General features: G+C 36.4%; 15 protein-coding genes. 4 read left to right on the top strand and 11 right to left on the bottom strand.

What is annotated here, in order from left to right; all coding sequences use genetic code 11:
* Window positions 1–177 precede the first annotated feature (177 nt).
* From BN985_RS10390 to BN985_RS10340, 11 genes are all read right to left on the bottom strand, one after another.
* Window positions 178–2,460 carry a DNA internalization-related competence protein ComEC/Rec2 gene (locus BN985_RS10390; RefSeq protein WP_042223402.1) on the bottom strand — a complete coding sequence of 761 codons (2,283 nt, stop codon included), beginning with the start codon at window positions 2,458–2,460 and terminating at the stop codon, window positions 178–180.
* Between the two features lie 3 nt (window positions 2,461–2,463).
* Window positions 2,464–3,039, bottom strand: a complete 576-nt coding sequence (locus BN985_RS10385) for a ComE operon protein 2 (protein WP_042223401.1) — start codon at window positions 3,037–3,039, stop codon at window positions 2,464–2,466.
* Window positions 3,040–3,112: 73 nt separating this feature from the next.
* Window positions 3,113–3,706, bottom strand: a complete 594-nt coding sequence (locus tag BN985_RS10380; protein ID WP_042223400.1) for a helix-hairpin-helix domain-containing protein — start codon at window positions 3,704–3,706, stop codon at window positions 3,113–3,115.
* Window positions 3,707–3,816: 110 nt separating this feature from the next.
* Window positions 3,817–4,575 (bottom strand): class I SAM-dependent DNA methyltransferase, encoded by a 759-nt coding sequence (locus BN985_RS10375; protein WP_042223399.1) that lies wholly within the window; start codon window positions 4,573–4,575, stop codon window positions 3,817–3,819.
* 3 nt (window positions 4,576–4,578) lie between these two features.
* A complete protein-coding gene (gene rsfS, locus BN985_RS10370; RefSeq protein WP_042223398.1) occupies window positions 4,579–4,929 on the bottom strand; it encodes a ribosome silencing factor in 351 nt (116 codons plus the stop codon).
* Window positions 4,930–5,505 (bottom strand): bis(5'-nucleosyl)-tetraphosphatase (symmetrical) YqeK, encoded by a 576-nt coding sequence (yqeK, locus tag BN985_RS10365; RefSeq protein ID WP_042223397.1) that lies wholly within the window; start codon window positions 5,503–5,505, stop codon window positions 4,930–4,932. It abuts the gene before it with no gap.
* Window positions 5,495–6,061, bottom strand: coding sequence for a nicotinate-nucleotide adenylyltransferase (locus BN985_RS10360; RefSeq protein ID WP_042223396.1), 567 nt, complete (start codon window positions 6,059–6,061; stop codon window positions 5,495–5,497). Before BN985_RS10360 ends, yqeK begins: the two co-directional genes overlap by 11 nt.
* 15 nt (window positions 6,062–6,076) lie before the next feature.
* Window positions 6,077–6,367 (bottom strand): ribosome assembly RNA-binding protein YhbY, encoded by a 291-nt coding sequence (gene yhbY / locus BN985_RS10355; protein ID WP_042223395.1) that lies wholly within the window; start codon window positions 6,365–6,367, stop codon window positions 6,077–6,079.
* Between the two features lie 4 nt (window positions 6,368–6,371).
* Window positions 6,372–7,214: a shikimate dehydrogenase gene (gene aroE / locus BN985_RS10350; protein WP_042223394.1), complete on the bottom strand. Its 843-nt coding sequence runs from the start codon at window positions 7,212–7,214 to the stop codon at window positions 6,372–6,374.
* Window positions 7,215–7,225: 11 nt separating this feature from the next.
* Window positions 7,226–8,329: a ribosome biogenesis GTPase YqeH gene (gene yqeH / locus BN985_RS10345; RefSeq protein ID WP_042223393.1), complete on the bottom strand. Its 1,104-nt coding sequence runs from the start codon at window positions 8,327–8,329 to the stop codon at window positions 7,226–7,228.
* 2 nt (window positions 8,330–8,331) lie between these two features.
* Window positions 8,332–8,847, bottom strand: a complete 516-nt coding sequence (locus BN985_RS10340) for a YqeG family HAD IIIA-type phosphatase (protein ID WP_042223392.1) — start codon at window positions 8,845–8,847, stop codon at window positions 8,332–8,334.
* A gap of 570 nt (window positions 8,848–9,417) precedes the next feature.
* Between BN985_RS10340 and BN985_RS10335 the strand changes: the two genes are divergently transcribed.
* The 4 genes from BN985_RS10335 (at window position 9,418) to BN985_RS10320 (ending at window position 13,982) form a co-directional block, all read left to right on the top strand.
* On the top strand, window positions 9,418–9,564 hold the full coding sequence (locus tag BN985_RS10335; RefSeq protein WP_036572456.1) for a sporulation histidine kinase inhibitor Sda: 147 nt from the start codon (window positions 9,418–9,420) through the stop codon (window positions 9,562–9,564).
* Window positions 9,565–9,848: 284 nt separating this feature from the next.
* Window positions 9,849–12,170: a Na+/H+ antiporter subunit A gene (locus tag BN985_RS10330; protein ID WP_042223391.1), complete on the top strand. Its 2,322-nt coding sequence runs from the start codon at window positions 9,849–9,851 to the stop codon at window positions 12,168–12,170.
* A complete protein-coding gene (locus BN985_RS10325; protein ID WP_042223390.1) occupies window positions 12,170–12,508 on the top strand; it encodes a Na(+)/H(+) antiporter subunit C in 339 nt (112 codons plus the stop codon). The genes BN985_RS10330 and BN985_RS10325 overlap by 1 nt, the downstream gene beginning before the upstream one ends.
* Entirely contained in the window at window positions 12,501–13,982 is a 1,482-nt protein-coding gene (locus BN985_RS10320; protein ID WP_042223389.1) for a Na+/H+ antiporter subunit D, read from the top strand. The genes BN985_RS10325 and BN985_RS10320 overlap by 8 nt, the downstream gene beginning before the upstream one ends.
* Window positions 13,983–13,986 lie beyond the last annotated feature (4 nt).

The following is a 13,986-nucleotide window of genomic DNA, read 5'->3' as shown; positions in this document are numbered from 1 at the left end:
ATGAAAGAACCAGTAGAATATCAGCCATACGCCGTGCTGATTAACCAAGAGACTGATCTGCTACAGTCTCTTTTTTCTTGGTTTATAATAATGTACATTTGAATCATCTACTGATGCATTTCCAGGCTAGCTCATTCTTACACCACACTGTGCTTTTGTTCATGCTTATACGTTATCCTATGGTAAGAATTTATAAAAGGTTCCTGCTTCTCGGTTAAATACAAATTGTACAGCACCATCTTTGTCTGTTCGTAAAATCATGGCTCCTACCTTCTCCAATCCAGCGATGACTTCCTCAGTTGGATGGCCATACCTATTATTTCTACCAGCTGATATCAATGCAAATGCCGGCTCTATTTGTTCTAAAAATGTTTCATCCGATGAGGAACTACTACCGTGATGCGCCACTTTTAAAACATCAATTGATAAATGTTCATAAGTATTGATAAATTCCTTTTCCTCCTCCCTGCCAATGTCCCCTGTGAATAGCCATGATTGACCACCAAATTCTGTTAGTAATACAATTGAATTTTCATTTGGAGATCCTTTGTCTTTGTTTGGTGCCATCACATGTAGGATTTGACCGCCCACATTAATTTGATCACCTTGTTTAACGTGATGAACTGCAATATTTTCCTGTGCCCATAAGTCTTTTGATGCCTGTTCAATTTCATAATAATCACTCACTATAATCATGTCTGTTTTGTATTCCCCTGCCAAATAGTTTACACTGCCTGAATGATCCACATCCTTATGTGTCACAATAATTGCATCGAGCTTGGTAATTCCTCGCGATTTTAAATAGGGTTGTATGATTTTTTTATATTTCGAATTGGTTGGTATTCGTTCAGGAAATGTTACACCTGCGCCTGCATCTATTAGAAAAACTCCTCTGCGATATGGTAATTCAACAACGTAGGCATCTCCCTGCCCAATATCAAGCATTGTTATAATTCCATATGATGAAAAATAAGGTATAGCCGCAAAATATGATATCAAAACCGTAATTAACGTACCTGAAAAAAATGCTTTCAAATTGTGTTTTAATTGTACAAAATACATAAACCAAATGACTAACATGTAATAAACAGCAACTGCCTCAATTGACATACCATCTATAGTCCAAGGGTAATTAAAATGCTTGTCTAAAAAATGTAAAAAAGTTAATAAAAGATTTTGTGCCATAAGAAATATTTTGTCCAAAACCTGAATAATAGGAAAGGGTGAAACAATTACAAACATAAACATAGATGGTATGACTAATAAGGAAAAATAAGGAACGATTAGCGTATTGACCAAAATAGAAAGCGGCTGGAAGGTATAGAAATGATGAAGTAACATAGGAAGGATCATCATTTGGGCTACAAAGCTAATTTTAAATCCTTGTACAATCAGCGAATTGGACGTGGCGATCCATCTTTGGGAAAGAAGTAGGCCAAAAGTAACAAGGAAAGAGAGTTGAAACCCAACTTGATAAACCAAATAAGGGTTAAGAATAACGAACGAGATAAATACGAAACTGAGGACATCCGTGTAGTTAAATGTACTATTTAACTTTCTTAAAATGACAAAACATACCACCATCATACTAGCACGCCATATCGATGGTTCACCACCGGCTACAACCGCATATCCAGGAAGTATAAAAAGAATGAGCCATTGCGCTTTTTCTTTTGTAAGCACGTTAAATTTAATAAACACAAGATAAAGAAACCCAACAAATAGACCAACATGCAATCCAGAGATGGCCAGAAGATGGGACAAACTCCATCTTTGAAATAATTCTATTGTCTCTTCTTCTATGGCAGAATCGTCCCCTAACACCAGTCCCTTCATCCACGAACTTGTACCTGTTGACACTCTTTTATCTAAATATGTGGTTATATTCTTACGTAAGGTGTAGAAGCGATGTAATAAATTTTGACCAGTGCAGGTAATCTCTTGCAATGATTCCAAATATACTTGATATGTTATTTTTTTTGATGCTAAGTAGTTTCTGAAATCAAACTCTCCTGGATTAGTACTTGGATCAGGGCGTTCTGGTATACCTTGGAATTTACAAGTTGCTCCCGTTCGTAAGTGAGGGTATCTTGCGATTTCTGTGGTGTCATTTTTAAAATAGAGAATAAGGTAGGTTTTATTGCTGGGGGTGTCTTTGAGGGTGAATTGAATTCTAGAAGAGCTTTCTTCTATTGGTCCGATAATTTGACCATTAAAGGTTTGTTCAGGAAACGACTCTTCAGAAAAAACAGGTGACAAATCATGTATTTTTGGAATGTAAAGTAGAAAAAAACAAAGAAAGGCTGAAGCCAATAGTAGAACCATCTTACCCAGCCTTCTTTGTAAAAACAAAAAACCTATCCAGGCTATATAACAAATGGCGAAAAGATAGCTTGCTGTCAAGACAGTAATAATACTTACCGTAACAGCAAGTGCAACAATGTGCCAATTTCCCTTCAAGTTCTAGTTCCTATTTGGAGATGCGGAAAATAATACATCCGCTCTTTCTTTTAGTTTTTCTACTTCTTTTGTGTTCTTACTCTCCGACAACCTATCAAGTAGCTCATCAACATAGTCTTGTTTTTCACGATAATTTAGATCAACAGCTAAATAATCTACTGTAACCTTCTTCAGGGAGACACCAGCTTCTTTAAATAACTGAATTGCATATTCATTATTTCGGTAATCTTCTTTATAATAGATCGTTTTAATACCTGCCTGAATTAACTGTTTGGAGCATTGAAGACATGGAAAATGGGTGACATATATATCTGCATCTTCAGTTGGTACCCCAAATTTCGCGCACTGCAACAATGCATTTGCTTCGGCATGAACTGTACGAACGCAATGACCATCAACTACATAGCAGCCTTCATCAATACAGTGCACTCCACCAGACACACTCCCATTATAACCACCTGCGATAATTCGTTTATCCCTTACAATTGAAGCGCCTACCATTAATCTTGTACACGTGCTTCTGAGTGCAAGCAGCTGGCTCTGAGCCATAAAATATTGATCCCAAGAAATTCTTTCCATCATTCAGGTCCCCTTTGACTTTTAAGCTATTAGTAGTTATTTTTTTAATTATTTTCGTACCTCAATAAACTATCTATGGTATTTGAATATACTCTTGTAGCTGCTCTATTGTTTTTTCCCCTATACCCGAAACATTAAGTAAGTCTTCATATGATTGAAAGTATCCATTTTCTTCACGATAAGCTATAATAGCTTCCGCTTTAGAAGGTCCAATACCACTTAGTGTCTCGATCTCTTCTTTGCTGGCATAGTTTAACTTTACTTTCTCTGTGTTAGAACCATTACTCTGCTGACCTTCAGCCTGCTCTCCTATTTCAGGGACAAGAATACTCATTTCATCATGGACTTTCTGAGCAAGATTTACTTGGGTTTGATCCGCATCTACTGTAAATCCTCCAGCTTTTTGAACCATGTCGTGTACTCGGTCACCAGGAGCAGCTTCAATAACCCCAGGTTGGTTTACCTCACCTTTTATATCGATGAATATTGATTCTGGTTCTTGCGAATCACCTTCCGTATTTTCAGGAGAGTTTTCAATTGGGGAGGAGTGAACTTGGTGGAGCGTGTTATCAACTTTAGAGGATTTATCCTTAGAGAGAAACAAAAACAGCACCATTACACTTGCAGCAACAATAAAGATCCCTGCCTTTTTAACTAAATCGAGCACGATAAACCACCTCCTTTTTGTAAGGTTTTTTGAAATAGTATAATGAATGCTCCCTTCTATATTCGATACACAACTTATTAATCCTTTTAATAAAAAAAGAGGAGGATAATTTAATTATCCGTCCCTTTTTCAGCCGAAAAAAAGATTCTTTCAGCATATTCTAGTTCGAGCTCGTTATTTTCCTGAAAATCCCCGTATACTTTTATATTTTTAAAGCCTGTCCGTTGTAATAAATTTATATAAAAATTCGGTGTATATGTCCGTTGGTGATGCATTTCGTCAAATCTAGTGTACGTATTATGTTCTTGAGACTGGAAAAAAGTTAACTCATGATACATCTCACCTGGCACATCTCCCTGGTGGCAAAACCAAATATAAGAGGCATCTTCCATTACATCAGCAAAGGATTGGTTTACGTAATTATTTTCTACTTGGTAGACGGAGTGAACGTCAAAGATAAACAACCCATCTTCCTTTAAGCTATCAGCAACTCTTTGAAAGACGTCCGTCAAATCCTCTTCCTCTGTAATATAGTTAATCACATCACAGTAACTAATAGCAGCATCCAAATCCTTAAGTCCTTGCAATTCTTTTAAGTCCTGGTTAAGCCATTGTACTGTTAAACCTTCATTACTGCACTTCTGCTCAGCAAAAGTCAGCATGTCAGATGAATAATCAACTCCAGTTACCTGATATCCATTCATCGCAAGTCGTTTAGTAATCTCTCCAGTACCACAGCCTAAGTCAGCTATGTGTTGAACAGATTTGTTATACTTTTTGATGATGTATTCTGTGAATTCTAGCCACTTATCATACGGTGCATCCTCCATAAGGCGATCGTATACATTGGCCATCTGTTTATACGCCATATATCAATCCTCGTGATCAAACTCAAGGCGATCTGCGTCTCCCCAAAGCCTTTCAAGGTTATAATAGATGCGTTCATCTCTATGGAAAACATGACATACAACATCACCTAAATCGACAAGAACCCATCTAGCTTGTTCCAAACCTTCAATTCGGTTTACTGAAACTCCTGCTTCGTCCATTGTTTCTTTTATTCCACGGGCAATCGCCTGAACTTGCCTTTCTGTATTGGCATGACATATTAAAAAGTAGTCTGCAACTAAGGAAACCTCATTCATATCTAGTGCTGCTATATCTTCTGCACGTTTGTCATCACAAGCTTTTGCAGCCAATTTTACAATTTCTTTATTTTCCATTCATTCATTACCTCCATTTATGTGTTTACTTAGATCATTGTAAGCATGGAATGTATCTGGGTAGACTTTAGCTCTCTTGCTAATAAGATAATTGATTGTATTACGCACCGCTAGCCAGCATGCATATTCCAAGTTTGTTTCGGCTACTTCCCTAACTTCTTCTATTCCCGGAAAATTTCTACCTGGTTCAATATAATCTGCAAGGAAAATAATCTTCTCTAACTTCGACATATTAGCTCTCCCAGTCGTATGGTACCTAATAGCATACTGAATATCCTCGTCTTTCAAACCACATTCCTCTTCAACGAGAATAGCCCCAATTGGCGCATGCCATAATTCAGAATGGAAGTCCAATAAATCTGCCGGTAAGTTAAATGTTTTAATCTCCTCTGCCATCTTTTCCAAAGAGCGGTATTTAGCATAATCATGTAAAACCCCGGCTAGCTCTGCCTTTTCTTCAGGACCATCATATAACTTCGCAAGGTAACGCGCTGTTTTGGCTACCCTAAGCGAATGTTCATACCTTTCCTTCGTTAGCTGAGGCTCTACAAGCTCCATGGCCTTACTAATTTTCATATAAATGATTCTCCTTAATATACGCCTGAACTGAATCTGTTGTCAGATAGGTAATCTGCTGTTTTTCTTTTACTCTTTTCCTTAATTCCGTTGAAGAAATGTCAATTCCAGGAATTTTTATTGACCGTACATTCCAATCAGTAACTAAGCTAGAACCAGCTCTTTTTACCCCTACAAATTGCACTAAGTTAACTAATTCCTCAATTTTAAACCAATTAGGTAAAAATTCCACCATATCAGCACCGATTATAAAATAGAAATCATGATCAGGATGAAGTTCCTTCAAACGCTTTATCGTATCAATAGTATAGGACTTTCCTGACCTTTCTATTTCTATTGTATTCAGTTTAAAAAAAGGATTATTACTAATTGCATATTTAACCATATTCATTCGATCATTTGGAGTAGTACCCAAATCCTCTTTATGTGGCGGAGTAAAAGAAGGTATAAACCAGACTTCTTCCAAGTCAAGTTTCTCACGCACTTCCTCAGCAATCAAAAGATGACCTAAATGAGGAGGGTCAAACGTTCCCCCAAGAATTCCTATCTTTTTCATTGTGCACACCCCTCTTTAGGGAAGTATTAGTTGCTTATTCTCTTCAGACTCACGATATAAAACAATATTGTTTCCAATTATTTGCGCTATTTCTGCACCAGTACCCTCTGCTAATTTTTCAGCGACAGTATGTTTATCTTCGGAACAATTTTGTAAGATACTAACCTTAAGTAATTCCCTTTTTTCAAGTGCATCTCCAATTTGTTCTATCATATTATCATTAACCCCATCTTTTCCGACTTGGAAAATGGGTTTTATCTGGTTTGCTTCAGCTCGTAGAAAACGTTTCTGCTTTCCTGTTAACATAATGTTACCCCTCCAATATTAATTTTAATTTACTTTCCATATCACCTATTGGTACACGTTTGCCTGTCCATATCTCAAATGCATACTGGGCTTGGTACAATAACATTGTGTGTCCGTTATGGATTAATGCACCAAGATTTCTGGCTTGATGTAAAAATGCTGTTTGAATTGGCTGGTAGACAATATCACTTACGATTGCACCCTTTTTTATTTTTTTCAGTTGAATTATTGATCTATCGGTCTCAGGCTTCATACCTACTGACGATGTTTGAATAATAAGATCATAGCGGTCAATAAGACTTTCCGCTTCTTCCAACGTCATTACTTTAGTTACTGTTTCTTCATTTTTTAGTGTTGTAATATTTTCCGCTTTTTCTATTGTCCTGTTTGCAATATCAATATGACTAAAGCCTGCATTTAAAAATGCATGATATATTCCCCTACAGGCACCTCCCGCACCAAGCAATAAGATACGAGCTTTTTCTTGCTTCATTATTTTTGGATAGGCTTTTTCAAGCGAACGTAGATATCCAATTCCGTCGGTGTTGTATCCTACCCAACATCCATTTTCTACACTAACTGTATTAACAGCACCTATATCAGTTGCTACAGGGTCAATCTTATCTAGAAACGGGAGAATCTCTTGTTTATAAGGTACTGTTATGTTGAAACCATCTAATTTTTTTTCCTTCAACATGGAAAACTGCTCTTGGAAATTTGTATCAGGTTGGATTTCAATACGTCTGTAACTCCCCTTTACATTTACTTGCTCCATAAATGACTCGTGAATCCATGGCGAAAGAGAATGTTCAATTGGGAAACCAATCAAACCAAGTTGATAGTCCATATGCTACCCCCCTACAATAAAGATTTTCTAATAGAGGCAGATACCTCTTTTGGACTATGAACCGTTACTGTTATATCATCCGCAACAACACTTACCCAGCCCAAACCTGGAAATACAACATCCGTTTTGTCTCCGCCTGTTAGTTTAAATGCACTCTCTTTTAATTCAGGTAAAACTTCTAACGTCTTTTCATCAGGTGGAGATAAGAGGTCCCCAATATGTTGCTCATATAATTCTTCTGCGTTTTCTAATTTAGTTCGGTGTATAGGAATCTGATTAGAGAAATAACATATAAAGGAAGTTCGTTTACCTTTAACAAAGTCTAACCTTGCTAAACCGCCAAAATAAAGAGTTTGACCACTGTTTAATTGATATACTCTTGGCTTAATTTCTTTATTCGGTGTAATAAGCTTTAGGTCTTGATCAGAGACATAATGTGCAATTTGCTGTCTGTTCACTATACCCGGAGTGTCAATCAGCGATGTATGATCATCAAGTGGGATCTCAATAAATCCTAGCGTTGTACCAGGGAAATAAGAGGTCGTAATTACTTCACTATATCCTGTAGATTGTTTAATCAAGCGATTTATAAATGTGGACTTACCAACATTCGTAGTACCTACTATATACACATCCCGTTGTTCTCGCTGTTCCTCAATAACTTCTGCTAATTCCTTCATTCCATAGCCCTTTGTCGAAGAAATGAGACAAACTTCCTTTACATTTATACCAGCTTCTTTAGCTGAAGCGCGTAACCAATGCTCGAGTTTCCTCTTGTTCGTCGATTTAGGCAATAGATCTACCTTATTACCAACTAAAACAATTGGATTATTTCCAACAATTCTTGGAAGACTTTTAATTAGACTACCATGCACATCAAAAATATCGATAACATGTACAACTAGGCCATTTGCATTTCTTATTGAACTTACCATTTTCAAGAAATCATCATCTGTTATTGCAACATCTTGAATCTCATTGTAATGTTTCAAGCGGAAACAACGTTTACAAAGGATATTCTCCTTTTCCAATGATGAAGTTGGTGTGTATCCAGGGGCTTGCGGGTCTATTGTTTGAATAAGGACACCACAGCCCTGACAATATAATTCTTCCATCCTTATTCCTCCCAAGTGATTTTTCCCTTTTTCCTCATATAATGTAAAATCCTTCGTTCAATTTTTCGATTAATCTTTGTAATCTTCCCATCAGTTTGTACAATTGGAACCACTAAAATGGTATAAAATCCAGCAATATTCCCACCTAACACATCTGTAAGCAACTGATCTCCAATTACTACAATTTCTTCTTTTTTCATACCCATTTGTTTTGCTACCGATTTAAAAGCTTTACTTAACGGCTTTCTTGCACTAAAAACAAATGGCGTGTCTAATGGTTCCGAGAATACTTTCACTCGTTCCTGCTTATTGTTTGAAATAATGGTTACTTTAATGTCATTTTCTTTCATTTGTTTAAACCATTCAATTACTTCTGGAGTAGCATCCATTACGTCCCATGCGACCAGCGTGTTATCAAGATCTGTAATTATTCCTTTAATACCTTTGCTTTTTAATACTTCTGGACTAATATCAAAAACGCTTTTTACATGTTCATTTGGCAAAAACTTTTTTAACAACCTTCACACCTCATATTCTCTATCATCAGTTCGAACTTCATACGAATCGCCATTGTAAACCTATCTTATAATAACATTCTATAAAGCGAAACTTCAATCATGGGCGAATTTATTTATCTGTAACTAATTTCACGGTGGACAAAATTGGACACTTGCTTGCAGTTTGATACTATAATTTCCCTGATTTTAAAGTCCTTCAACTGAAAAAAAAACGTACCCGGTTAATTAGGCATAAATTCAAAGAAAACCTTCATTAGAGTATTTTCATGGAATTTTGCAGTACTCATCTATTTTATTTACATAAAGCAAATGAATCTTTGCAGAATAATGTATATAGAAGTAAACATTCCAAGAATCGTTCGACAAATATCCCTATAAACCGCGTTTGTGGATAACTTTACTAACATTAAAATGATTGCCACTACAACATTTGTCTACAAAAAAAAGTAATTATACACACTTTATCTACAAGCATTTGTAGATAACTTCCATCTTGTCCTGCTATATATAAAGTGGTAAGTTATTAATAACCTAATTGGGAAAATTACAAACTTTAGGAGGGCTAAGTTGATGGAACATTTGTCAGATGAACTGTTAATTGAATCGTATTACACAGCAAATGAATTAAATTTAAGCCCTGACTTTTTAAACTTAATTGAAGAAGAAATACACAGAAGAAGATTATCCCATAAAATCACAGAAAAAAGACCCGTTTAAAAATTTTATATTTAAATATGAAGAAACGCGTTAACCCCTATTATTTTGCGAAATAACAGGGGTTATTTATTTTGCTTGGATTTATATTGTGTTAAACTATTCATTGAATATTGGAACCCACCCAGGCTACAGCTATCCCCAATATAACAAGAGAATAAACCCACTAAAATGAAGTATATCCAATTGAGCTTGTTGCCATTTGAAAATCAATTTCTCAATAATAGAACAGAGGATTTTCATATAAAGAAAACACCTAAGATAAATTTAAGGAGGAGTACCATTAGATGATATTTGCTGTATTAATACCACTTCTTGTTGCTTGTTTTATTCCAACAATTAGCAAGGCTAAAAGTAAGATACATACTGGAATATTTACTTTCTTTGTTCCCTTTTTTATCTTCCTTTATTTCATTAGATTCGTAGGGGAAGACTTCACACCTATTCGACAAACCTACAATTGGATTCCATCACTAGGCATTAATTTAGATTTCTATCTTGATGGTTTAAGCTTATTATTTGTTCTATTGATAAGCGGCATTGGTTCTCTTGTTGTTCTATATTCCATTTTCTATTTGGATAAACAAGAGCGATTAGGTCATTTTTACGTTTATTTATTACTTTTTATGACGGCAATGTTTGGTGTAGTTCTTTCAGATAATGTATTTGTCTTATATACATTCTGGGAGCTAACTTCTATTTCTTCTTTCTTGCTTATTGGGTATTGGCATTTTAAAGAAAGATCAAGGTATGGCGCATTGAAATCCATGCTAATCACCATTTTTGGTGGATTAAGTATGTTTGGTGGATTCATTTTACTTTCAGTTATAACGAACACAACAAGCATTCAAGCAATGATTAGCCAAGCGGATGTTATACTTTCAAGTGATTATTTGCCGTTAATACTGGCTTTAATTCTGTTGGGTGCTTTTACCAAGTCTGCTCAATTTCCATTTCATATTTGGTTGCCGGATGCTATGGAGGCACCTACACCAGTTAGTGCCTACTTGCACTCTGCGACGATGGTAAAGGCAGGAATATTTTTGATTGCAAGATTTTCACCAATATTCTCTGGTTATGAAGGCTTTTTTATCACGGTAAGTCTTGTCGGGATTGTTACACTTTGCTGGGGTTCTTACATGGCAGTTAGACAAACAGATCTTAAAGCCATTCTTGCATTTTCTACTATTAGTCAATTAGGTATGATTATGGCAATGCTTGGATTTGGTACAACTGCCGCAGTCTTTGCAGCAGTCTTCCATATTCTAAACCATGCTACATTTAAGGGAAGCCTCTTTATGGTAGCAGGAATCATCGATCATGAAACAGGTACAAGAGATATTAGGAAACTGGGTGGATTATTTACACTCCTACCTATCTCTGCTACGTTGGCTTTATTTGGAACATTTTCTATGGCTGGTGTTCCCTTGCCGTTCCTAAATGGTTTCTATAGTAAGGAATTGTTCTTTGATGCTACATTGGATTTAGAGAGTGCTTCTCTTTTAGCAGAGTTGATTCCCTATTTAGCAGTTCTTGGAAGTATTTTTACGTTTGTATACTCTATGTATTTCTTTTTCGGTGTTTTCACAGGTCCAAAACAACTTAATCAATTACCGAAAAAACCGCATGAAGCACCTTTTGGTATGTTAGTATCACCAATTATTCTCGTACTTGGAGTAATTTTAATCGGATTATTCCCTAGTATGATTAATGCACCTTTTATTCAACATGCTGCTGAAGCAGTTAACAGTAATGCAGAATACCATAAAATAAGTTTCTGGCACGGTTGGGCTTATCCACCACTTATAATGTCTCTCATAGTGGTCGTACTAGGGCTAGCACTGTTCTTAACCAGGAAAAAATGGAGCGGCATTTACAAGGTTCTTCCTGGTAAATTAAGCTTTAATCGTGTTTATAATAGTCTCATTAGTAAGCTGGATACCTACTCTGCGGGAATTACAAATTCTTATATGACTGGTTCATTAAAGCTATACATGTCCTTAATTCTTGTGACAATGATTGTTGTTACGACAAGTATTATGTTGTTTACAAATGGATTTACATTTTCGGCTAGTAACCTTGCTGACATTACTGTTATTGAAGTGTCTGTCGTTATTATTATGGCAGTGGCTGCGATTGCAACTATTTTCACGAAACATAATATGGCTGCACTTCTAATACTTGGTGTGGTTGGATACGGAGTTGCTCTATTATTTGTTATCTACCGTGCACCAGACATTGCGCTTACACAGTTTGTTGTTGAAACAATTACTGTAGCCTTGTTTATTTTATGCTTCTATCATCTGCCAAAATTGCGTAAAACGGATGACTCTGGCGGTTCAAAACTAATGAATGCAGTAATAGCAATTAGCTTCGGGGCTATGATGACGCTAATTGGTATATCTGCTCATAGTACCAACTTGTTTGATGTTATTTCAGATTACTTCTTGGAGACATCCTATAAATTGGGAGGCGGCGATAATGTCGTTAACGTGATTCTAGTAGATATGCGTGGTCTTGATACACTCTTTGAAATTGCAGTGCTAGGTATTGCTGCACTTGCCATCTTTAGCCTCATTAAACTTAAGAAAAACAAGGAGGCAGAATAATGGAGATAATTATCCTTATCTTATCAGGTATACTATTTGCTACAGCCATTTACAATTTACTGCAAAAGCAGTTATTACGTATTGTTATTGGAACTGCGCTACTTTCACATGGTGCTCATCTATTTATTTTAACGATGGGGAAGCTAAAAACGGGGCAGCCACCAATTCTCACGGATGGGGTATCTGAATATACAGATCCCCTTCCACAAGCATTAATTTTAACTTCCATTGTAATCAGTTTTGGTGTGACCAGTCTGCTTCTTGTACTGGCATATCGGACAACACAAGAAAATAAAACAGATAATATGGAACAATTAAGGGGTAAGGCCAATGAGTAATTTAGCAGTTCTACCAATCATACTGCCACTTGTGGCAGCTATTATATTAATATTCTTCAATTCAAAAGTACACGTTTCCCGCGCTTTAACAAAGGTTTTTTCCCTTGTTGGGCTAGGTTTAACTGGATATATCATGTGGGAAGTTATCAATAATGGTACAATTATAATGGAAACAGGAGACTGGATCGCACCATATGGAATTGTTTTAGTAGTTGACTCACTTGCAGCCGTCCTTGTCTTAACTACAAACATTATCGCAGTTGCCTGTGCTTTTTATGCCCCTTCCGCTGGGCTTGGCGAGAAAGAAAAATATTATTTTTATCCCTTTTTCTTTTTCCTGATCTCAGGAGTTACAGGAGCATTTATTACCGGAGATTTATTTAACCTTTTCGTGTTCTTCGAAGTCTTGTTAATGGCTTCTTATGCACTTATCGTACTTGGTGGAGACAAAGTACAATTAAGGGAATCACTTAAATACTTGCTTATTAACTTATTTTCTTCAATGCTATTTGTAACAGCAATCGCCTTCGTTTACGGTGCATTAGGCACAGTTAATATGGCACAAATTGCACAACGTGTTCAGGAAGCAGATCAGCAAGGAATACTAACTACTGTTGGTATCTTACTATTCTTTGTTTTTGCTACAAAGGCGGCATTGTTCCCCCTTTACTACTGGCTTCCAAAATCTTATGTTGTTCCTAACCCAGTTATTTCGGCACTATTCGGTGCTCTGTTAACAAAAGTAGGTATTTACTCGATCTTCCGTGTTTTCACACTTATTTTTGTTCACCGTGTGGAGTTAACACATGAAATATTCATTTGGTTTGCTGGACTATCCATGATATTCGGAATAATTGGTGCGCTATCAACCTCCAATATTAAACTTATCGTAGCATACAATATTATCCCTGCTATTGGTTTCATCTTACTAGGTATTGGTGTGATGAATGAGACAGCAATAAGTGGATCTGTATACTATTTAATCCATGATATGGTCATTAAATCAGCACTGTTTTTACTCGTTGGAGTAATAACTTACGTTGCTGGTACCTCCGATTTAAAGAAAATGGGTGGTCTTATTCATACCTATCCGCTCCTCGGCTGGTTATTATTTATTTCCGCATTTGTTCTTGCCGGTATTCCACCGTTCAGTGGTTTTATTGGTAAACTTTTGTTACTACAAGGAGCATTCGAGGGCGAACATATTATGATCATTCTCATTGGGCTTTTAACAAGCCTACTCATTTTGTACTCTGTTGCGAAGATATTTATCAATGCTTTCTGGGGCGACAAAGATGCAATGGGTCAGATAAAGAAAAAGTCAACCAAAGGCATGGTTGCACCAATTGTTTTTCTACTATCCCTTTCAGTCATTATGGGTGTTGGTGCTGAGTATTTCTATCCTGTTGCAGACTCGATAGCTGCATACCTAATGGATCCACAAATTTATATCGATTCTGTGTTAAAGGAGTAGTGAA

It is taken from the genome of Oceanobacillus manasiensis, assembly GCF_000724085.1.
Taxonomy (GTDB): Bacteria; Bacillota; Bacilli; order Bacillales; family Amphibacillaceae; genus Oceanobacillus_B; species Oceanobacillus_B manasiensis.
This window is presented reverse-complemented; position numbering and strand designations above follow the sequence as displayed.